This window comes from Nonomuraea sp. CA-143628 (assembly GCF_050942315.1).
Taxonomy (GTDB): Bacteria; Actinomycetota; Actinomycetes; order Streptosporangiales; family Streptosporangiaceae; genus Nonomuraea.
The window spans coordinates 7780675-7802576 of sequence record NZ_CP192072.1 but is presented as its reverse complement, the minus strand read 5'-3'; the positions used below and the strand labels follow the sequence as shown (position 1 = coordinate 7802576).

Annotated in this window: 16 protein-coding genes; 8 read left to right on the top strand and 8 right to left on the bottom strand. The window is 70.7% G+C overall.

Annotated features, from left to right (window positions below; genetic code table 11):
- Positions 1–93: 93 nt before the first annotated feature.
- The 3 genes from ACQP2T_RS35635 to ACQP2T_RS35625 form a co-directional block, all read right to left on the bottom strand.
- Positions 94–243, bottom strand: coding sequence for a hypothetical protein (locus ACQP2T_RS35635; protein ID WP_433509284.1), 150 nt, complete (start codon positions 241–243; stop codon positions 94–96).
- A 205-nt stretch (positions 244–448) separates the two neighbouring features.
- A complete protein-coding gene (locus ACQP2T_RS35630) occupies positions 449–865 on the bottom strand; it encodes an ATP-binding protein (RefSeq protein ID WP_433509283.1) in 417 nt (138 codons plus the stop codon).
- A gap of 106 nt (positions 866–971) precedes the next feature.
- Complete coding sequence (locus ACQP2T_RS35625) at positions 972–1283, bottom strand: STAS domain-containing protein (RefSeq protein ID WP_433509282.1); 312 nt, start codon at positions 1281–1283, stop codon at positions 972–974.
- A gap of 198 nt (positions 1284–1481) precedes the next feature.
- Here ACQP2T_RS35625 and ACQP2T_RS35620 point away from each other — a divergent pair, with 198 nt between their 5' ends.
- From ACQP2T_RS35620 to ACQP2T_RS35595, 6 genes are all read left to right on the top strand, one after another.
- Positions 1482–2537 (top strand): LacI family DNA-binding transcriptional regulator, encoded by a 1056-nt coding sequence (locus ACQP2T_RS35620; RefSeq protein WP_433509281.1) that lies wholly within the window; start codon positions 1482–1484, stop codon positions 2535–2537.
- A 161-nt stretch (positions 2538–2698) separates the two neighbouring features.
- Positions 2699–4864, top strand: coding sequence for a CBM35 domain-containing protein (locus tag ACQP2T_RS35615; protein WP_433509280.1), 2166 nt, complete (start codon positions 2699–2701; stop codon positions 4862–4864).
- Between the two features lie 40 nt (positions 4865–4904).
- The gene (locus tag ACQP2T_RS35610) at positions 4905–7001 is read left to right on the top strand and encodes a glycoside hydrolase family 36 protein (protein ID WP_433509279.1); all 2097 of its coding nucleotides are present in this window, start codon (positions 4905–4907) and stop codon (positions 6999–7001) included.
- A 28-nt stretch (positions 7002–7029) separates the two neighbouring features.
- Entirely contained in the window at positions 7030–8352 is a 1323-nt protein-coding gene (locus tag ACQP2T_RS35605) for an ABC transporter substrate-binding protein (RefSeq protein ID WP_433509278.1), read from the top strand.
- 4 nt (positions 8353–8356) lie between these two features.
- Positions 8357–9235: a carbohydrate ABC transporter permease gene (locus ACQP2T_RS35600; RefSeq protein ID WP_433509277.1), complete on the top strand. Its 879-nt coding sequence runs from the start codon at positions 8357–8359 to the stop codon at positions 9233–9235.
- On the top strand, positions 9232–10107 hold the full coding sequence (locus tag ACQP2T_RS35595; RefSeq protein ID WP_433509276.1) for a carbohydrate ABC transporter permease: 876 nt from the start codon (positions 9232–9234) through the stop codon (positions 10105–10107). The genes ACQP2T_RS35600 and ACQP2T_RS35595 overlap by 4 nt, the downstream gene beginning before the upstream one ends.
- 3 nt (positions 10108–10110) lie before the next feature.
- Here the strand turns inward: ACQP2T_RS35595 and ACQP2T_RS35590 are convergent, their stop codons facing one another.
- The 5 genes from ACQP2T_RS35590 to ACQP2T_RS35570 are packed head-to-tail and all read right to left on the bottom strand — an operon-like array spanning position 10111 to position 17063.
- Positions 10111–11760, bottom strand: a complete 1650-nt coding sequence (locus ACQP2T_RS35590; protein WP_433509275.1) for a ricin-type beta-trefoil lectin domain protein — start codon at positions 11758–11760, stop codon at positions 10111–10113.
- 58 nt (positions 11761–11818) lie between these two features.
- On the bottom strand, positions 11819–13912 hold the full coding sequence (locus ACQP2T_RS35585) for a glycoside hydrolase family 2 protein (RefSeq protein WP_433509274.1): 2094 nt from the start codon (positions 13910–13912) through the stop codon (positions 11819–11821).
- Between the two features lie 36 nt (positions 13913–13948).
- Complete coding sequence (locus tag ACQP2T_RS35580; RefSeq protein WP_433509273.1) at positions 13949–14791, bottom strand: carbohydrate ABC transporter permease; 843 nt, start codon at positions 14789–14791, stop codon at positions 13949–13951.
- Positions 14788–15702 carry a carbohydrate ABC transporter permease gene (locus tag ACQP2T_RS35575; protein WP_433509272.1) on the bottom strand — a complete coding sequence of 305 codons (915 nt, stop codon included), beginning with the start codon at positions 15700–15702 and terminating at the stop codon, positions 14788–14790. The genes ACQP2T_RS35580 and ACQP2T_RS35575 overlap by 4 nt, the downstream gene beginning before the upstream one ends.
- Complete coding sequence (locus ACQP2T_RS35570; RefSeq protein WP_433509271.1) at positions 15702–17063, bottom strand: ABC transporter substrate-binding protein; 1362 nt, start codon at positions 17061–17063, stop codon at positions 15702–15704. The genes ACQP2T_RS35575 and ACQP2T_RS35570 overlap by 1 nt, the downstream gene beginning before the upstream one ends.
- A 126-nt stretch (positions 17064–17189) precedes the next feature.
- On the opposite strand from ACQP2T_RS35570, the gene ACQP2T_RS35565 reads away from it, so the two are divergent.
- Together ACQP2T_RS35565 and ACQP2T_RS35560 are read left to right on the top strand one after the other, a co-directional pair.
- Positions 17190–18200 (top strand): LacI family DNA-binding transcriptional regulator, encoded by a 1011-nt coding sequence (locus ACQP2T_RS35565; RefSeq protein WP_433509270.1) that lies wholly within the window; start codon positions 17190–17192, stop codon positions 18198–18200.
- A 492-nt stretch (positions 18201–18692) separates the two neighbouring features.
- Complete coding sequence (locus tag ACQP2T_RS35560; RefSeq protein WP_433509269.1) at positions 18693–21863, top strand: S8 family serine peptidase; 3171 nt, start codon at positions 18693–18695, stop codon at positions 21861–21863.
- The last annotated feature ends 39 nt before the right edge of the window (positions 21864–21902 follow it).

Sequence of the window (21902 nt, the reverse complement as noted above, 5' to 3'; positions counted from 1 at the left end):
GCCGGCCCTTCCGTAGCGGCTCCAGGGGTCTGGACGGCAGGGGCGTCATCGCGGCTGGCGGCCCCGGCCCGACGGGTCATGGTCCAGCGAGGACTATGGCATCTCCAGCAGGACACGTACGTCCCATGGGCCGAGACGTAGTTCCGCACCTGCCGCGTGGTCGGCGTCGGCGAGCACGTCGCGCACCGCGGCCGGTGCCGGGCGGCGCCGGTCGAGGTGACGCCCGCCGGCATGGCGCCCCACGACCCGCCATCGGGGACGAGCCAGTGGACAGCGCCGTGGCCATGCCGGAGTTGGGGATGGTGCCGACGCCGCGCCGTACGGGCGTGGCCTGCACGGGCAGGTCGGCCGGCAGGTTGCTGAACGCGTCGTACGACACGCCCGCGGGCTCGGCGAGCCGGGCCGGCTGGATCTCGCGTCCCGATAGACGCGGCCCGGGGTCGCGGTCTCAGGGGTGGTCCGGCCGCGAGGGCGTGGCCTCCAGGGTGATGGTGGTGCCGTTGGTGTCGCTCTCGATGGTCAGCCGGTTGACCCATTGCCGGGCCAGCCATAGGCCTCGGCCGTTGCTGCTGTCGGCCGGTACGGCGTGCTGGCCTTGTGAGTCCGGCCGGGCCAGCCCCGGGCCGTTGTCGGTGACCCGGCAGTAGAGTCGGCCGCCGGTCTGCCACAGGCTGAGCCGTCCGCGCTCGCCGCCATGGCGCACCGCGTTGGTGGTGATCTCGTTGACCGCCACCACGAACCGGTACAGGTCTCGCCCGGTGAGGCCGTGGCGCGCGGCGTATCGCTCCACCAACCGGCGCAGCAGCACGAGAGTGCCGAAGTCGAAGTCGTACCGTGTCTCCGGGGCCTCGCCGGGTTCACTCATCGGCGCGCCCGCCCCGACCGGCGCGGGCGGGGCGGCGGGGCCGCGGAGCGGAGGTCGCGGTGGCGACCAGCGCTCGTCAGCCCGGCGCTCGTCAGCTCGGCCCTCCTCAGGCCAGACCGAACGCGGCCAGCAGCCCCGTGATGCGCAGCTGGTCGAACACCCGCGACGTGGGATGCCGCACGCTGAAGGCCGCCCCGACCTCGGCGGACGCCTTCATCGCGTCCACGAGCACGCCGATCCCGGAGGAGTCGATGAAGGCCACCTCGCTCATCTCGATCCACACCACGGAAGGGCGCTGGTCGAGCACGGCGGCGGAGACCGTGCTCCGCACCCAGGCCGCGTTCGTGAAGTCGATGTCGCCGCGCAGCACCACTTCCAGCGTGCCGTCGGTCACGGTGCCTACCGACACGACCTCCATGCGCGTTCCTTCCTGGGCCGATGCCGATTCCGAGCACGGCAAGCTCGCCCCCATGATGCGCTCCGGACTGCCGGTCGGCTGCCCGCATCCCAACATTGTCCGGTACATAGGGGTATTTATCACCCGCCCGACCGCCACGCCACCCGGCGACGGCTCCCAGCGGGCAGGTGGGCGGGGGCGGAGCCTTACGATGTGATCGTGAGTCCGAGCCCTCGGCGCGAGCCGCGCTCCGGCGCCCGCAGAGGGGCCGTGCCCAGCATCCGCGACGTCGCGGCGGCGGCGGGCGTCTCCTACCAGACCGTCTCACGCGTGCTCAACGACTCGCCGCGGGTACACCCTGACACCAGGGCCGCGGTGCGCGCGGCCATCGAGACGCTGGGGTTCCGGCCCAACCGGGCCGCCAGGGCGCTCGGCCTGGGGCGCGCTCCGGGCATCACCGTGGTGACGTCCAACACCATGCTGTACGGTTACGCCTCCACGCTGCAGGGCATCGAGGAGGCCGCGCGGACCGAGGGCCTGGCCGTGGGGGTCAGGGTCGTGGAGTCCGACTCGCCCGCCGAGATCAAGCAGACCGTCGACTACGTGAGCGACCCGAGCGCGGGCGGCCTGGTCGTCATCGCGTTCGACCCGGCGGGCACGGCGGTGCTGGAGGCGCTGCCGGCGGACATACCGGCGATCGCCGCGACCGAGCCGGTGGCGCCCGACACGGGCAGGGTCACGATCGCGCTGGACGAGCGGGGTGCCGCCGCCGACGCCACCGAGCACCTGCTGGCCCTGGGCCACCGGACCGTGCACCATGTGGCGATCCCGTCCGAGGGGCGTTCCAGCGGTCGTCAGGCAGGCTGGCGCGACGCCCTGTCGCGGGCGGGCGCCGAGATCCCCGAGGTGGTCGCCTCCGGCTGGGACATCCGGGCCGCCTATCTGGCTGGGCAACGGCTGGCCGGTGATCCGGACGTCACAGCGGTGCTGTGCGGCAACGACGACATCGCCCAGGGGGTGCGCCGCGCCCTCTACGACGCCGGCCGGGACGTGCCCGGTGACGTGAGCATCGTCGGATTTGACGACATTCCCGGCTCGGCGTTCTGGATCCCCGCACTGACCACCGTACGGATGGACTTCGTCGGGCTGGGGCGGGCGTGCTTCCTGGCGGCGGTGGCCGAGCTGACCGGGCAGCCGCAGCCCGAGACCGAGCTCACCCCGCCCCGCCTCATCGTGCGCGAGTCGACCGCACCCCCACGCACCGCCGCCTCCTGAGACCGCCCCCGCCGAGAACGCGCCGCGTCTCAACCTGAGACCGCACTCGAAACCGGCGCGTAACAATCCGGCAAAGGGCCCTTCCGCTCCTGCCATGTGACCGCTCACACTCCATGTGACCGGTCACATGGCCGCTCCTCTCCCGGCAGGAGGTACTCCCGTTGACTTCGTTCCGGCTCCTGGGTGTCACGACCGTCGTCTCCGCGCTCGTCTCGGCCCTGCTCTGCGCCGCCGCCCCCGCGCAGGCCGCGTCCCCTGCCCTCGTCGTCGACCTCGCCTCGGACACGGGCCCGCTGAAGTACGGCGCGACCGGCTTCCTGTACGGCCTGGGCAACGACGGAATACCCACCGACACCATGCTGGCGGCCCTCAAGCCTCAGGTCACCGCGCAGAAGGCGCCCGACGGCCTCCAGCATCCCAACGGCGACGCGCTCCAGATCGCGCCCATGTTCAAGCGCACCGGCGGCCGTGACATCCAGGTCTACATGCAGGACGTCTACCGCCAATGGCCGTACGAGAACCTCGGCATCGACGACTACCTGGCCAAGGTCGACACGATGACCCGCAAGATCGTCGCGGACCCGTACCGGACGTCGTACGTGTACGTGCCCTTCAACGAGCCCGACCAGATCTGGTACCAGGGCAACCTCAACGGCCTGCTCGACGCCTGGAAGCGCGTCTTCCAGAAGATCCGCTCGATCGACCCCGGCGCCCGGATCGCGGGCCCCAACTTCGCCTCCTACCGCTCGGCCGACCACCGCGCGTTCCTCACCTACGCCAAGGCCAACAACGTGCTGCCCGACGTCTTCACCTGGCACGAGCTCGGCAACGACTTCTTCACCAGCTGGTACGACCACCACGCCGACTACCGGGCCATCGAGACGAGCCTCGGCATCAGCCCCCGGCCCATCGCGATCAACGAGTACGCCCGCTCCTCCGGCGACCTCGGCGTGCCCGGCAACCTGGTCCAGTACGTGACCCGGTTCGAGAACAGCAAGGTGGACGCCTGCCTGGCCTACTGGACCACGGCCGGAGCGCTCAACGACCTGGTGACCAGGAACAACCAGGCCACCGGCGGGTGGTGGCTGTACAAGTGGTACGGCGAGCTGACCGGCCACACGGTCACCGTCACCCCGCCCACCAGGAACGGCTCCCTGCAGGGGCTGGCCGCTCTGGACCCGGCCAGGAAGCAGGCCCGGGTGATCTTCGGCGGCTCGCTCAGCGTGAACGACACCTACGCCGCCGACGTCGTGGTCAAGGGCATCGCCTCGGCCCCCTACCTCGGCAGCTCGGTCCACGTGACGGTGTGGGGGGTGAACAGCACCGGCCTCAACGCCTCCCCGGGCCCGGCCCTGATCCACGAGGGCGACTACACGGTCTCGGGCGGCCAGATCACCGTCCCGATCACCGGACTGAACGGCGCCGCCGCGTACCAGGTCATCGTCACCCCGAACACCGACCTGACGCCCGCGGGCCCGGCCACCCGCTACCAGGCCGAGTACGCGGCGCTCGGCGGCACCGCCCGCGTCACCTACGGTCCCAACACCGGCTACTCCGGCACCTCCTTCTCCGAGGGGTACGGCGCCAGCGACTCGGCCGCGACCACGTTCGTGGTGACCGCGCCCAATGACGGCTACTACAACCTGGGCCTGCGTTACTCGGCGGGCCCGTACACCGGCGCGCCGCAGAACCGGGCCGCCCGCCTGGTGCTCAACGGCACCGCGTTGACCGACCTCACGCTGCCGGGAACCGCCGACTGGAACACCTGGAACACGGTGACGACCAAGGCGTTCCTCCAGGCCGGCGTCAACCGGGTCGGCGTGCACGCCTTCACCACCGACGACCGCGACGCCGTCAACCTCGACTATCTGGACGTGACCGCCACCACCGGCACCGTCACCGCCTACGAGGCCGAGAGCGGCGCCAACGTCCTGGGCGGCACGGCGGTGGTCGGCGCCAACGGCGCCGCGTCCGGCGGCTCGTACGTCGGCTACATCGGCAAGGGTGCCGCCAACATCCTGCGCTTCACCGGCGTCAACGCCCCGGCCGCCGGCCGCTACCGCGTGGTGATCACCTACGCCAACGGCGAGCTGGGCGAGGGCGCGTCCAACTACAACACCAACATCGTGGACCGCTACGCCGACATCCGCGTCAATGGCGGCACGTCCACCCGGGTCTACTTCCGCAACACGCTGGGCTGGTCGAACTTCCGCACCACCGTGATGACCGCCGACCTCAGGGCCGGCGCCAACACGATCGAGTTCGGCAACGCCGCCGCGTACGGCCCCGACGTCGACCGGATCCAGGTCGCGGCCGCTCTCGGCTGACGCCTGTCTCACCACCACCGCACAACCGAAGGAGAGTTACGTGAAGCCTGCCGACGTGGTCGAGACCCTGCGCTGGGGACATGGCGCCCTGGCGGCGGTGGTGGAGATCCACCCGGACCGGCCGGTGGCCCTCCAGAGGCTGGGACCCCCCGGCGCCGAGTCGTCCCGTCTGTCGCAGCCGCTGGTCGAGGTGCTGATCCCCGGCGAGGGCCGGGCCAAGGCCTCGCAGCGGCTGTCGGAGACGGCGGTCGGCTGCCGGTTGCGGTACGCCGGCGCCGAGCAGAGCCGCGACGGCGACTGGCACACGCTGCGCGTCGAGCTGCGCGACGAGGTGTCCGGGCTGGCGGCCGAGCTGACGCTGCGCTCCTTCGACGGCGTGGCCGCCTGCCAGGCCCAGGTACGGGTGACCAACCAGGGCACGGACCCGGTGCTCCTGCTCGCGGTCTCCTCCTTCGCCGGCGGCTTCCTCGGCCGCCCGGTGAGCGAGGTGGACGTCCTGTCCGCCGACAGCGAGTGGCTGGGCGAGAGCAGGTGGAGCAGGCGGCCGCTCGCCGACCACATCGCCGACCTCGGCCTGGCCGCGCACGGCCAGCACGGGCGCGGCCGGTACGCGCTGAGCAGCACCGGGACCTGGTCCAGCGGACGGTACGTGCCGATGGGCGGGCTGGCCGACCGGCGCACCGGCCAGACCTGGCTGTGGCAGATCGAGCACAACGGCGCCTGGGGGTGGGAGACCGGTGAGCGGCTGGACGGCGTGTACGTGGTGGCCACCGGCCCCACCGACGCCGACCACCAGTGGAGCCAGACCCTGGCGGCGGGGGAGTCCTTCACCACGGTGCCGGTCTCGGTCGCCGTCTCGGACGACGGGCTCGAAGGCGCGGTGGCCGCGCTCACCGAGCACCGCCGCGCGCTGCTGCGCCCGCACCCCGACAGGTCCGCGCTACCCGTCGTGTTCAACGACTACATGAACACCTTGATGGGCGACCCGACGACGGCCAAGCTGCTGCCGCTGGTGGACGCCGCCGCCGCGGCCGGGGCGGAGATCTTCTGCGTCGACGCGGGCTGGTACGACAACGACGGCGCCTGGTGGGACAGCGTCGGCGCGTGGGAGCCGTCCCGGAGCCGCTTCCCGGGCGGCATCCAGGAGGTTCTCGGTCACATCAGGGACCGGGGGATGACACCGGGGCTGTGGCTGGAGCCCGAGGTGATCGGCGTACGCAGCCCGATGGCCGACAAGCTGCCCCCCGAGGCGTTCCTGCAGCGCGGCGGCCGGCGTGTGGCCGAGCACGGCCGTTACCACCTGGACCTGCGTCACCCCGCGGCCACCGGGCACCTGGACCAGGTGGTGAACCGGCTGGTGGAGGAGCTCGGCGTCGGCTATTTCAAGCTCGACTACAACATCAACCCGGGCGCCGGCACCGACCTGGACGCCGACAGCGCCGGCGCCGGGCTGCTGGCCTGCAACCGGGCGCACCTCGCCTGGCTGGACGGCGTCCTGGACCGGCACCCCGGGCTCGTCCTGGAGAACTGCGCGTCGGGCGCGATGCGGATGGACTACGCGCTGCTGTCCCGGCTTAACCTGCAGTCGACCAGCGATCAGCAGGACTTCCTGCGCTACCCGCCGATAGCCGTGGCCGCGCCGCTGTCCATGCTGCCGGAACAGGCCGCCAACTGGGCCTACCCGCAACCGGAGATGACCGACGAGGAACTCGTCTTCACCATGTGCACCGGCGTGCTGGGGCGGCTCTACCTGTCGGGCAACCTGCCCGCCATGAGCGCCGCCCAGCTCGACCTGGTGCGGGCGGGCGTACGCGCGCACCGCGACCTGCGCGCCGACCTGGTGCGCGCGCTCCCGTGCTGGCCGCTCGGCCTGCCCGGCTGGGCCGACCACTGGCTCGCCCTCGGCCTGCGCGCCGGGGACACCACCCATCTCGGGCTGTGGCGCCGCGCCGGCGCCGCCGAGACCTCGGTCCTGTCGCTGCCCCACCTGGCCGGGCGCGCCGTCCAGATCGAGACCGTCTACCCGGGCGATAAGGCAGGATGGGGCCACTCGTGGGACCCGCAGACCGCCGAGCTGTCCGTGACCAGCACCGTTACCGGACCGACCGCCCGAATCCTGAAGCTCCGCACCCTCTGACCCCCCACGGACCAAAAGGAAACACACCGTGAAACTCACCGCGATCACGGCCGCGGCCGCCACCGCGCTCCTGACCCTCACCGCGTGCAGCGACCCGGCCTCCGGACCCGCCGCCACCCCGGCGGGGAACGGGCAGCCCGCCGCCTGGGCCGCGCCCACCGGCCGGCTCGACGGCACCACGCTCACCATCTGGGCCGCCCAGAACAGCAACACCGTGCCCAAAGCCGTGACCGACGCCTTCACCCAGGCCACCGGCGCCAAGGTCGACGTGGTCACCATCCCGGACCCGTACGAGCAGGGCGTACAGACCAAGGTGGCCACCGGCGACAAGCCCGACCTGGCCTTCTGGCAGCCGACCGCCTCCATGCTCACCGCCCTGAACGCCAGGACCAACCTCCAGCCGCTGGACGGCGCCCCCTGGATCGCCTCGATGACGCCCGAACTGCGCGACATCACCGGCCTGCTGGACAAGACCCGCTACGCCGCCCTCGTCACCAGCCCGGCCGTCGAAGGCGTCTACTACAACAAGGAGGTCTTCGCCGCCAACGGCATCACCGCGACGCCCAAGAACTTCGACGAGATGGTGGAGACGGCCCGCAAGCTCAAGGCCAAGGGCGTCACCCCGTTCTTCGAGATGGCCGGCGACAAGTGGGCCACCCAGTGGTGGGTGCAGGTGCAGCTCGCCGACGCCGCTCGCGACGGCCTGTGGGACCGGGTCAACACCGGCAAGGAGACCTTCTCCGACAAGACCATCCTGGACGCGATCAAGAAGTACAAGGCGCTGATCGGCGAGGGCCTGTTCAACGCCGACATCAAGACGGCCAAGTTCGAGGACCAGGGCGCGGCGCTGCTGTCGGGCAAGGCGGCGATGGCCGTGCAGGTGAACTCCTTCTTCGGCCAGCTCCAGGCCAAGGCCGACACCGCGACGCTGGACAAGAAGATCGGCTTCTTCCCGGTCTCGCCGTCCGGCAACGTGGGCACCTTCATCCCCGACCAGAGCAACGCGCTGGTGGCCTTCAGGACCGGCGACGCCAAGCGCGAGGCGGCGGCCCGCCAGCTGCTGTCGTACTGGATGGGCCCCGGCTACCAGGGCTTCGTCGCCGACCGGAAGACCGTCTCGCTGCGCGCCGACGTGCCGAGCCCGGCGGGCGTGCCGCAGGCGCTGCTCGACGTGCACAAGTCGCTCGGCGACGCGGTCGGCTCGATGCAGGCGCTCGCGGTGGCCAACCCCGACCTGTACCTCAACCTGGCCGACATGATCACCGGCAGCCTGACGCCCGAGCAGGTGGCCGCCGCGACCCAGAAGCAGTTCGCCCAGCTCGCGAAGGCGGCCGGCGCGTCCGGGTTCTGACCACATGACCGTTACCAGCGTGCGCCGCACGCATCCGATGTGGTTCCTGATCCCGGCCTTCGCGATCCTGTTCGTCTTCTTCTTCCTGCCGACCCTGTTCAACTTCATCTACGCCTTCACCGACTGGTCCAGCTTCAAGAGCGAGATCCGCCCCGTGGGGCTGGACAACCTCACCGACCTGCTGTCGGACGGCACGCTGTTCAGCGCGCTGCGCATCACCGTGAGTTACGCCGTCCTGGTGGCGCTGTTCCAGAACCTGTTCGGGTTCGGCCTGGCCGTGCTGCTGGAGCGCGACACCTGGCTGAACCGGATCGCCCGGCTGTTCTTCCTCATCCCGGTGCTGATGTCGGCGCTGGCCGTCGGCTACGTCTTCCAGGCGCTGCTGAAACCCAACGGCAGCCTGAACGGCCTGCTCGGCGGCCTGCTCGGCCACCCGGTCAGCGTCGCCTGGCTCGGCGACACCACCTGGACGCTGGTCGTGGTCTCGCTCATCCACGCCTGGAAGTGGATGGGGCTGTCCATGCTCATCTACCTGGCCGGGCTGAAGACCGTGCCGGAGGACGTCACCGAGGCCGCCAGGATGGACGGCGCCTCGCCCTGGCAGGCGTTCTGGTCGATCCGCTTCCCGCTCCTGGCGCCCGCGGTGACCTTCAACGTCGCCACCGCGCTGCTCGGCTCGATGAACGGCTTCGACATCGTCCAGGCCACCACCGGGGGCGGGCCGGCGCGCAGCACCGAGATCCTCAACATCTTCATCTACCGCACCTTCGGGCAGGGCCTGTTCGCGCAGGCCACGACCATGAGCCTGGTGCTGTTCCTGCTGGTCGGGCTGCTGGCCTTCCCCGTCATCCGGATTCTGCGCAAGCGGGAGGAGATCCTGTGACCATCCCCGCCTTCGGTGTCCGCGGCCGCCGCCGGGTCCGGCCGCCCCGCGCCAGCGGCCTCGCGGCGCGGCTGCGTCCCTTCGCCGTCGTCGCGCTCGTCGCCACCGTGATGGGCGTGCCGCTGTGGCTGATCGTCTCGACGGCCGCCAAGTCGCAGTCGGAGGCGCTCTCGCCGGACCTGTCGCTCCCGTCGCGCTGGCTCCTGTGGGACAACCTCGCGCAGGTGTGGACCCAGGGCGACATCCCGGCCGCGTTCCTCGGCAGCGTACTGATCGTGGTCCCGGCCGTCGCCCTGGTGCTGACGTTCGGCTCCATGGCGGCGTGGATCCTGGCCCGCCGGGCCACCCGGCTCAACGCCGTCCTGTACGCGCTGGCCATCAGCGGCATCGTGCTGCCGCCCGCCGTGGTGACGATCGTGCTGCTGCTGCGCCAGCTCGGCCTGGCCGGGACCCTCACCGGCATGATCGGCGTCTACGTCGGCATCTACTTGTCGACCGTCGTCTTCTTCGTCACCGGCTTCGTCCGTACGGTGCCGCTGTCGATCGAGGAGGCCGCGCGCATGGACGGCGCGGGCCCCGTGCGGGTCTTCGTCTCGGTCATCCTGCCGATGTTGCGCCCGGTGCTGGCCACCGCCACGATCCTCATCTGCCTGTACGTGTGGAACGACGTCTTCTACGCGTTCTTCGTCATCGGCGGACGGATGGACACGTTGCCCCTGAACCTGTTCCAGGTGGCCAACGCCGGGCTCTACCTCAACAACTGGCACTTGATCTTCGCCTACATCATCCTCATGAGCCTGCCGCTGCTGGTCGTCTTCGCCGTGGCGCAGCGCAGGATCATCTCGGGGATCACCGGGGGCGCGGTGAAGTAGGGGCTACTGGGGGACGGTCCACTTCTGCGGGTCGAGGCCGTTGCAGTCGTAGATCTGCAGGCGGGTGCCGTTGGCCGTGGCGCCCTGCGGGCTGTCGAGGCAGCGGCCCGACTGCGGGTTGAGCAGCGAGCCGTCGGCCCGCTTGCGCCACTGCTGGCCGCCCGCGGTGTTGCACTCCCACAGCTGGACCTTGCTGAAGTTCGCGGTGGCGTTGGCGTCGATGTCGAGGCACTTGCCGAACGCCCGGATCGTGCCGTTCGGGTGCATGGACCAGCGCTGGCCGGTGGCGACGCCGCAGTCCCAGAGCTGGACGGCGTTGCGGTTGGCGTTGGTGTTGGTGTCGACGTCCAGGCACTTGCCGGCCGTGGCCGGGCCGGTGATCTGGCCGACCGGGCCGCCTAGCGTGCCGATGCCGTAGCGGACCTGGCACTGGTTGCCGGTGAGCTGGGTCCCGGCCAGGTAGAGGAAGCTCGTGCCGTCGGCGGCGGGCACGATCGGCGAGCTGTAGCCGGGGCAGGCCGGAGCCCCGGGGGCGTAGCCGCCGGTGGGGTTGACGGTCACCGGGGCCTCGATCTCGGTCCACGCGCCGGTGCCCAGGTTGGTGTTGGCGAACAGGACCAGGCCCGACTCGCCGTTGACGGTCTTGTTGCCCGTGGGGCCGGCGACCACGCGCTGGCCGGACATCAGCAGCGTGCCGTTGGGCCCGCCGCCGGGCAGCCAGGCGACATAGGGGGTGTGCAGCAGCTCCCGGCTGTCGGAGGTGCGCACGATGGTCCCGGCCGCGCTCCAGTTGAGGCCGTCGGGGCTGGTCTTGGTGTAGACCTCGCAGGCGTGGTCCGGGTCGGTGGCGTCGCGGCACAGCTCGTACGCCATCAGGAACGTGCCGTTCGGCAGCGGCGTGAGGATGGACATGCCGGGCCTGGCCAGGTTGCCGCCGGGGAAGGCCACGTCCTGGGTCAGCGTGGGGCTCCAGGTCTGGCCGCCGTTGGCGGAGGTGTAGTGGCCGATGACCTGGTTGTTGGTCGGGGTGTTCGCGGGCCGCTCGTCGGAGATGAAGCAGGCCAGGGTGTTGTTCGGGGCGAGCAGGAACCACGGCTCCCAGATACCGTGCCCGACGGTGTTGGGCTGGCCGCTGGTCTGCGTGCAGTTGGACAGCCACGTCCAGGTGACGCCGTGGTCGGTGCTCTTGAACACCTCGACCTTCTGCGCGGTGAAGTCGCCGACGTGCCAGGCCGTGCCCGCCGCCAGCAGGTCGCCCTGGTTCAGCCCGTTCGCGGTGCGCGGCACCTCGTACAGGACCGGGGCGCCCAGGTCCCAGCCCGAGGTGTGCGAGGTGATCGTGGAGATCGGGTTGGCGGTCCAGGTGCGGCCGCCGTCGGTGCTGCGGTAGATCGGGAAGGCGTTGGGCGCGTTGTGGTTGTTGCGGGCGAACGTGGCCAGCATCGTCTCGTTCGGCGAGCCGTCGTAGTCGAGCCGGACGGCCCTCGGGTAGCTGGCGTCACCCTGGGGATAGGTGGTCAGGTTGGGGGAGTAGAGCACCTGTCCGGCCGGTGCGGCCGAGGCGGGACCGGCCAGGGCCACGAGCAGCCCGGCGATCAGGGTCAGTGCCATCACCAGCGGTAACGGGCGCCTGGGGGGTGGTGCGATGCGCACGGTGTCTCCTGGGGTGGGCCCGGTGAGCGGATCTCACCGGGACGTTTTCCGGCTGTACTCAGGGGCGGGCCTGGGGGTCGTCGCCGATGACCGGGGCGATGCGGGTGTCCACGTCCACGGCGGAGCGGGCCAGGACGGTGCCGTCGTCGGACACGAGGGCGATGTGCAGGCGGCCGCTGGTCCAGCCCTCGGGCAGTTCGGCGTGGACCTCGGCGGGCGCGCCGAGCAGGAACGGCTTGGCCTCGGCCCGCTCCCCGGCCGTACCCGGTCGCGCGGGCGCGGGCCCGAAGACGGGGGACCAGGCGGTGTGCAGGTGGCCGCTGACGGAGTCGGTGCCGTGATGGGAGATCCGGACCGGGACCGTGACCCGCCCGCTCTCGCTGAGCAGGTCACGGCCGGGGGCGACCGGGACCACGTCCAGGACGAGCGTCGTCGTGGCGTTGACGTGCGCCGGATCCACCCCGGCCAGGTCCTTGGCGCGGCGCTCGAAGTCCAGCAGCCCGGCCGACTCGTGCTCAATGTCGTACATCTCGGTGTAGACGTAGCCGGCCAGCCGGTCGTGGCGCCGCATCTCCTGGGTCTGCCAGCGCAGTTGCCAGCCCCGCTGCACGCTGGTGAAGCCGGTGCCGTACTCGCTGTTCAGGTTGGGCAGACCGCGCAGCGGCTGCGACGGCGACCCGGTCAGCTTCTTGCGGACCACGTAGTCGGGGCCGAGCGGGACGGGGAAGTCGTCCTGGTCGCCGTTCAGCAGCGCGGCGATCGTCCGGCCCCAGGAGGCGGCCGACTCGTCGTAGTAGTGCCAGTCGAGCAGGTCGGTCTTCACGTGCGCCCAGCCGGAGTTGTCGACCGCGGGCCGGGTCGGGTCGAGGGCCTTGAGCAGGTCGTACGCGCGGGCCGCGGCGTCCTGTTTGGCCGGGTCGCCGGGGATATCCCAGTCCAGGCCCCACTCCTCGTTGTACAGGCCCCAGATGACGATCGCGGGGGAGTTGCCGTCGCGCTCGGCCATCGGGGCGATCTGCGCCTCGAAGGCGGCGACCGACTCCGCCGAGAACCGGCCGGTGGCGGCGGGTTCGACCCAGAGGAGCACGCCGAGTGTGTCGGCATGGTGGACGAAGCGCGGATCCTCCAGCTTGAGATGCTTGCGCACCAGGTTGTAGCCCGCGGCGGCGGCCAGTTCGAGGTCGCGGCGCAGCGCGGCGTCGTCAGGCGCGGTGATGCCGGTACGCGGCCAGTAGCCCTGGTCGAGCACGCCGCGCACGAACAGGCGCCGGCCGTTGAGGTACAGGTCCTCGCCGGACACCTCGATCCGGCGCAGCCCGGTGTAGCCGGTGACCCGGTCGGTGCCGTCGGCCGAGACCAGTTCGGCGTCCACGTGGTAGAGGTGCGGGTCCTCGGGCGACCACAGGCGCGGCTCGGCGATCGGCAGCACGGCTCGCACGACACCGCCACCGGCGTCCCCATCGGCCTGCGGCGCGGCGTGTGCGGTGTCGCCGGAGACCGGGATCTCCACCGTCGTCCCTTGGCCGCGTACGGTCAGCCGGAGCATCGCCGGAGCGGAGCCCTTGGAACCCCCGACGCGGGCCTCGACCTCGATGCCGTCCAGCCCTTCGGCCGGGCGCAGCTTCAGCGCCGCCAGGTGGGTGGCGGGCCGCGCCTCCAGCCAGACGCTCTGCCAGATGCCCGACGAAGGGGTGAAGCACACGCCGTCGAAGTCGTCTCGCGGGATGCTGCGCTGCTTGCCGTGCGCGATCTCCCGTTTGTCGGCGGGGGAGGAGACCCGTACCAGGATCTCCTGCTCGCCGTCGCGCAGCGCGTCGGTGATGTCCGCCTCGAACGGCGTGTAGCCGCCCACGTGGCGGGCCACCTCGGTGTCGTTGACCCAGACGGTGGCCTCGTGGTGCACGGCCCCGAAGTGGAGGACGATCCGCTGTCCCGCCCAGTCGGCGGGGACGGTGATCCGGCGGCGGTACCAGGCGACCGGCAGCCAGTGGGCCTCGATGCCGGAGGCCGGGGTCTCCCAGGCGAAAGGCACGGTGATGGTCCGGTCCCAGCCCTGGTCGGCGTCGGCCCGGAAGTCCCAGTCGCCGTTCAGGCTCGACCAGGTGTGCGACCGGTCGAAGTGGGGGCGCGGGTATTCCGCACGCGGCGTCATTGGAAGGGTGCTCCGATCATGAGAAGGTGTGCCCGGTCAGCCCTTGACGCTGCCGGCGAGGATTCCGCTGATGAAGTGGCGCTGCAGCAGGATGAAGATCACCAGCAGCGGCAGCATGGCGATGCTGCCGGCGGCGAGCAGCTCACCCCAGACGGTGGCGAAGTCGGCGCCGACGCGGTTGCCGGTGACGTTCTGTGCCAGGGTCGACAGCACCACCTGGACCGTCTGGTGCGCGGTGTCGTTGACGGCGACGACCGGCCAGACGAAGTCGTTGTAGATGTTCATGGTGGTCAGCACGGCCAGCGCGGCCAGGCCGGGCCGGATCACGGGGATGACGACCCGGGCGAAGACCCCGAACTCGCTCGCGCCGTCCACCCGCCCGGCGTCGAGCAGCTCGTCCGGGATCGCGGCGATGACCTGGCGCATCCAGAAGATGCTGAAGGCGTCGACGCTGCCCGGCAGGATCAGCGCCTGGTAGGTGTTGACCCAGCCCAGCGAGCTCATCTCCAGCAGCAGCGGGATGATCAGCACCAGGGTCGGCAGCATCAGCGTGAGCATCACCACCCCGAACAGCGCGTTCTTGCCGGGGAAGGTGTACTTGGCGAAGGCGTAGCCGGCCAGCGGGCAGAACACCATCGTCATCGCGCCCTTGACCGCCAGGACCAGCGCGGTGTTCACGAAGCCGGTGCCGATCGGCACGTCGGCGAACATCGCCCGATAGTTGTCCAGCGTTGGTCCGCCGACGGACAGCGGGCTGGTGATGATCTCGGCGGCGGGCTTGAGCGAGGAGCTGAGCGCCCACCAGATCGGGTACAGGAACGCGACGGCGAGCAGCGCGAGCACCACGTACTGCGCCGGGCCGGGCCTGGCCTGTTTCATGAGACCTCGTCTTTCGGGCGCAGCAGTCGCACCGCGCCCAGCGAGAGGCCGAACACCAGCAGCACCAGCAGGAAGGAGTTGGCGGCACCGGTGCCCAGGTCGGATGCCGAGATGTGGTCGTAGAGGTAGAGGCCGGCCGTGGTGGTGGAGCCGTAGGGGCCGCCCTCGGTGACCACGTACGGCTCGGCGAACATCTGGAAGACCGCCAGCGTCTGCACGACCACCAGGAAGGCGATGCTGCGCCGGACGAGCGGCACGGTCAGCGACCAGAACTGCCGCCACCGGGAGGCGCCGTCGATCGAGGCGGCCTCGTACACGGCGCCCGGTACGGCCTGCAGCCCGGCGAGCAGGATGATGATCGCGAATCCGGTGGTCTTCCACAGGAACAGCAGCGCGAGCGTCGGCTTGGCCCACGCGGTGGAGGTCAGCCAGCCGACGGCGGGCAGGCCCACCAGCCCGAGCACGTGGTTGACCAGCCCGTAGTCCTCGTCGAACACCACGATCCACACCTGCGCCATGGCCACCAGCGGTGTCACGAAGGGCGCGATGAAGGCGACCCTGAACAGCCCGCGCAGTCGCAGCCGCGCGTTGGCCAGCAGCACCGCCGCGCCCAGTCCGGCGATGACCTGGACCGGCACGATCAGCAGCCACATCACCGCGCTGTTGCCGAGCGAGGCCCAGAAGTCGGGGTTGGTCAGCAGGTAGACGTAGTTGCCCGCGCCGACCCAGGTGGCCTCGCCCGCGCCGCGCCAGCGGGTGAAGCTGAGGCGCAGCGCGTAGACCAGCGGGTAGACGCCGAAGGCCGCGAAGACCGCGAAGAACGGCGCGATGAACAGGTACGGCGACAGGCGGGGCAGGCGTCGCGAGCCGGTGGCGGCCCGCCCGGCCGTCGTGGCGGTGAGAGCCGACATCAGGCCCGGTCGATCAGGTTGCGCTGGATCTTCTTGGCCGACTCGGCGATCACGTCGTCGGGGGACATCTTCCCCTCGATCAGGCGCTGGGTGTTGTCACCGAGATAGTCCACGGACTGGGCCCACCACACGGGGATCGGCGCGGCGGCCGGGATGGTGGCGGCGGCCTCGACGGCGACCTTCCACAGGTCCTGGCCGCCGAGCGCGTCGATCGGCTTGAACAGCGGCTTGTCCGGCTTCAGCGCCGGGGTGAAGGAGGGCACGGAGGTGGACAGGCCGCCGGGGTAGATGCTGTTGGGGCCGTAGACGGCGGTGCAGCCGGGCTCGGTGAAACACAGGAACTCGTACAGCAGCCAGGCCAGCTCGGGGTTCTTCGCCTTGGCGGGGATGATGAAGCTGCTGCCGCCCATGGCGCCGCTGCGGGCGCCGCCGGGCGTCCACGCGGGCAGGGGCCCGGCCCGCCACTTGCCCTTGGTGGCCTTGAGCAGCTGCTGCGGCGCGAACGACCACCAGATCGCCCACGGGACGAACACCTGCTGCCCGCTGTCGAGGGTGTTGATGTCGGCCGCTTCCAGGTAGGGCGCGTGGGTGACCAGGTCGCCCTTGACCGCGTCCTGGATCCAGGTCAGGGTCCGCCGGTACTCGGCCGACTCCAGCCGGAGCTTGCCCTGCGCGTCGGCAAGGCTCGTGCCCTGCTGGTTTGCCAGCATCTCCAGCCAGAGCTGGCCGAGGAACGGGTTCTTGTCCAGGTGGATGGGCTTGGTCTTCGGGTCCTTCTCCTTGATCGTCCGGGCCGCGGTCAGCAGGTCGTCGTAGGTGCCGATCCCGGCCGGGTCGACGCCGGCGTCCTGGAGGATGTCCTCGCGGTACCAGAGCAGGCCGGGGTCCAGGTCCCACGGCACGCCGAAGATCTTGCCGCCGACGGTGTTGACGGACAGCTTGTACGGGGCGACCTTGTCGCGGTAGGGGGCGATCAGGTCGGTCAGGTCGTACAGGTGCTCGGACTGGCCACCGATCTTGGCGTCGTCCCAGAAGCTGCCGTCCGGCACGTCGGTGCCGCTGATCAGGGTGTTGGCCAGCTTGGCGTCGATGTCGACGGCCAGGTGGTTCACCTTGACCCCGGGGTAGGCCTGCCGGAATTTGCCGATCGCCGCGTCGAACACCTTGAACAGGTCACCGGACCGGTTCCAGATCGTGATCTCGCCCTTGGCGGAGGTGGACGCCGTGACGGTGGGCTTGGCCAGCTTGCTCGGCGCCGCGCTGGTGCCGCCGCCGGGAGCGCAGGCGCCGGCCGCGGCCAGCGCGCCGATTCCGAGCGCTCCCTTGAGGAAGCCGCGGCGGGCCATGGCGGGTGTGGACATCTCTACTCCTCAGGCGGGGGTACGGCACGGTCGCAGCAAATGCTCTGCAACGATGCAGACATAATGCATACTCCTCTGCAACGATGCAAGAGTGAGTTATGATCACACCAACCGCAGAGGAGGAACATGGCCCGTCCAACGTTGCGTGACGTCGCCAAGCGGGCGAACGTCTCGATCCGCACGGTGTCCAACGTGGTCAACGGCTACGCGCCGGTCTCCGACGAGCTGCGGGCCCGGGTGCAGCTCGTGCTGGACGAGGTGGGATACCGGCCCAACCTGATCGCCCGCAACCTCAAGCAGGGCCGCACCGGGATGATCGGCCTGGTCGTCCCCGAGCTGGACGTCCCCTACTTCGCCGAGCTGGTGCGCGAGGTGATCACCGCGGCTCGGGCGCACGGCTACGTGGTGATGGTCGACCAGACCGACGGAGACGCCGAGCGGGAGCGGGAGCTGCTGGCCCGTGACTCGCGGGCCAGCATGTTCGACGGTCTGCTGCTGAGCCCGCTGGCCATCTCCGCCGAGGAGTTGCGCGGCCGGGGCAACCGGGTCCCGATCGTGCTGCTCGGCGAGCACATCTTCAACGGCAGCTTCCACCATGTCGCCATCGACAACGTCGCCGCCGCCCGTACGGCCACCGGGCATCTGCTGGAGCTGGGCCGCCGCCGCGTCGCCGCCATCGGCGATCAGCCGTACGCGACCGGCGAGACCGCGCAGCTGCGCACGTCCGGCTACCGGCAGGCGCACGCCCGGCTGGGGCTGGACGTCGACGAGCGGCTCATCGTCCCCACCCCGCGCTTCCACCGGCGTCTGGGCCTGGAGGCGATGGAGCGCCTGCTCGCGCTGCCCGACCCGCCCGACGCCGTGTTCTGCTACAACGACCTGCTCGCCCTCGGCGCGATGCGCGCCCTGAACAGGGCCGGGCGCCGCATCCCGGACGACGTCGCGGTGGTCGGCATCGACGACATCGAGGAGGGCGAGTACAGCACGCCCAGCCTCACCACGGTCGCCCCGGACAAGGCGGAGATCGCCCGGCTGGCGGTGGGCGTCCTCATCGAGTCGATCAACGGCTCGGGCTCCGCGCCGTCGGAGATCGTCGTCCCCCACCGCCTCATCGTCCGGGAGAGCACCGCTCTCTAACGGAGCCTAGTCTTTCCTATCGGAGCCCGAACGCCACACCGGCATGTTCGCGGGGTAAAGCGCGGTGGACGGCGCAGGGGCTTGGGTCTCAGCATGGGTGCGGGAGATGAAAATCCAGGTCACAAGCCCTTTCGGCGGGCAGCCTGTGGGCGCTCGGGTTGTTCTAACGTGGATAGAGGGGGCAGCACCCGTCCCCGCTGACACCAGAATCCCACGGAGAACACCATGTCTATTCTGTGCTTCTTCGGCATGATCCGCCCGCCGTACCCTGCGCCTCCGGATCTGTCCAGTGACAGCAGCGGTGCCGCGCTCGCGCGCCGCCGTCGCCGCCACCGCCGTTGAGCTCAACGCTCCATTCAAAAAGACGCTCGGCAGGGACGGCCCCTCGCCGAGCGTCTCGCTGTGCTCCCCGATGGCACCTCGGGAAGACGAACGCGCCTTTCGGCGAATAGCAGAGGAGAAGATCATCAACCTACGTCTATGAGGTAGACCGTGAATTTAGGCAAGTCGCTCATCGCCGCTCTCGCGGCGGGAGCAATCGGCGTCACGCCGGCGTGGGCCCAGCAGGCCCCGCCTCAGCAGGAGAACGGGGTGACCCTGATCACCGGTGACCGGGTCGTGGTCACCGGGCCGGGGCACCGCGTGGAGCCCGGTCCCGGCAGGCGGACAGACTTCACGAGCCAGGTGCTCGGCGGCCACCTCTACGTGATACCCGCCGACGCCACACCGCTGATCGCCCAGGGTGTGCTGGACCGGCGGCTGTTCGACGTCACCCAGCTTCTGGCCTGGAAGTACGGCGACGCCGACACCCCCGACATACCCGTCATCTCGCAGGGGAACGCTGGGCAGGCCGTCGCGCCGCAGGGCGCCCAGCGGGTCCGTCAGTTATCCAGCCTTGGGATGAGCGCGGCGCGCGTGCCGAAGGCGAACGCCGCCCAGACCTGGAAGGACCTGACGGGCGGCGGCGCCCGCGGCCTGGCGGCGGGACGTGGCAAGCTGTGGCTGGACGGCCGCAGATCGTTCTCGCTGGACGAGAGCGTCAAGCAGATCGGCGCCCCGCAGGCGTGGCAGCAGGGCATGACGGGCAAGGGCGTCACCGTCGCGGTCCTCGACTCCGGCTACGACCCCGACCATCCGGACCTGAAGGACGCGGTACAGCAGGAGCGCAACTTCAGCGACGAACCCGACATTCGCGACTCCCTCGGCCACGGCACTCATGTCGCCTCGATCGTTGCGGGAAGGGATCAGAAGTATCGGGGCGTGGCGCCGGAGGCGACGCTGGCGATCGGGAAGGTGGGCGGTCCCGCGGGCCCGACCGATTCGGCCATCCTCGCCGGCATGGAGTGGGCGGCCGTCGAGGTCAAGGCCAAGGTCGTCAACATGAGCTTCGGCGACACGGACAGCATCGATCTGGACCCACTGGAGCAGGCCGTCAACACGCTTTCTGAGCGGACCGGCACGCTGTTCGTCGCGGCGGCGGGAAATGGCGGCGCCAGCGGCAGGGTTACCAGTCCCGGTAGTGCTGAGGCGGCGCTGACCGTGGGCGCGGTGGACAAAAAGGGTCGCATGGCCGAATTCTCCAGCCCGGGGCCGCGAGTGAGCGACCACGCGATCAAACCCGACGTGACCGCGCCGGGCGTGAACATCGTCGCCGCGGCCGCGGCGGGCACCGCCGACGGCCTCCACCGACCGCTCAGCGGCACCTCGATGGCCAGCCCGCACGTGGCGGGAGCGGCGGCGATCCTGGCTCAGCGCCACCCGGAGTGGACGGGCGCGCAGCTCAAGGCCGCGCTGATCGGCAGCGCCGCGCCCGCTCAGGACGCGACGCTCTATCAGCAGGGAGCCGGGCTGATCGACCTGGTACGCGTGCTGAAGCAGCAGGTCACGGTCGCGCAGGGCAACCTCTGGGCGGCCTTCCCCTGGAACGCCGCCAGCGAGCGGGTGACGACCAAAACGATCACGTACGCCAACGCGAGCGACGCTTCGGTCACCCTCGACCTGTCGGCACAGGGCGAGGTGCTGAAGCTGCCGGCCGATCAGGTCACGGTCCCGGCCAAGGGCGAGGCCTCGGTCACGCTCACCATCGACGCCGGTGGCAAGGCGCCGGGCGACTACCCGGGAACGGTCACCGCCAGGTCGGGCGAGACGGTGGTCCGCACGCTGGCCGGCGCCTACGTCGAGCCCGAGTCCTACGACGTCACGCTCACCGTCGTCGACAAGCAGGGCCGGCCCGTCAACCCCATGCAGAGCCAGATCTACGACGCCAAGACCGGAGCCATCCACCAGCCGGCCTTCCGTGACGGTGTGGCCAAGGTACGACTGCCCGAGGGCGACTGGAGCGTCTACACCGAGATCGCGGAGAAGATCGACGGGAAGTGGGTCACGACGATCGCCGACCCCGCGCTGAAGATCGACGGAGGCGACCAGAAGCTGACGGTGGACGCGCGCCAGGGCAAGGCGGCCAAGATCACGCTTGACGATCCGAGCGCCGAACGTCAGCGCGGTTACGCCCTCGGGGTGACCCACGGCGCATGGAACTCCTGGTGGTCGACAAATGGCGACGTCAACAGCGACCTCTTCGTCGTTCCCAGCCGCCAGGCAGGTCTGACCTACGGTGTGGAGACCACGTGGCTCAGCAAGGACGCCTCTCCCAGCCCGTACGCCTACCACATCGTCGACCACCGCACCGACGGCCTCCCCGAGGATCCTGCCCACAACTTCCGGCAGAAGGATCTGGCGAAGGTCACGGCGACCTACCGGGCCGCGGGAGCGGCGGCCACGGGCATGCCGATGTCCGGACTGCGCACTGATTTCCCCGCCTCAGCCCTGTCGCCGCTGGTCGGCGAGATCACCCTGCCCGGCACGCTCATCCACTACCGCACTCCCGGGCTGACCTACGAGAGCGGGCTCCAGGTCGGCACCTCGCTGATGTTCGACGGCGGCAAGGCCCTGAAGCGCGGCCAGACCAGCGAGGTCTGGAACGCCGCGGTCATCGGGCCGGCCTTCCTGCTGCCGGGCGGCGATCGTACCGGCGACAAGCTGACCTTCTCCGGAGTGGGGCTGTTCTCCGACGGGGGCGCGGGCAGGACGGGGTCGGACACCGCCGCCACCGGCGTCGCCACCCTCGCCAAGGACGGGCAGGTGCTGGCCACCGCCGACCTCGCCGGCTGCTGGGTCTACGAGCAGGAAAAGTGCCAGTTGCGCGCTGACCTTCCCTCCGGGCGCGGCTCGTACACGCTGACCGCGTCGATGCGCAGGCAGGTCCCGCACTCGGCGCTGTCCACCGGCGTGGAGTCAGTCTGGACGTTCCCGTCCGCGACCACCGTCAAGGCGCAGCCGCTGCCGCTGACCGCGGTCCGGTACAACCCCGAGGGCCTGGACGGGTCGAACCGCGCCGAGCCGGGCAGCGTGACCCGCCTGCCCATCCGGATCGAGCGCAACTCCGGGTCCGCGCCGGTGCAGGCGAAGTCGGTCCGGCTGGAGATGTCCGTCGACGACGGCGCGAACTGGCGCAGGATCCCGGTCGTTCGTACCGGCTCGGGCTGGTCCGCCATGGTGCCGAACCCGGGTGAGGCCGGGTTCGTCTCGCTCCGCGCGGCGGTGACCGACACGGAGGGCATCGGACTGACCCAGACGATCACCCGCGCCTACGCCATCGGCTGAGCGCCGACCACACCACCCAGGCCCGGCTCCTCATCGGCC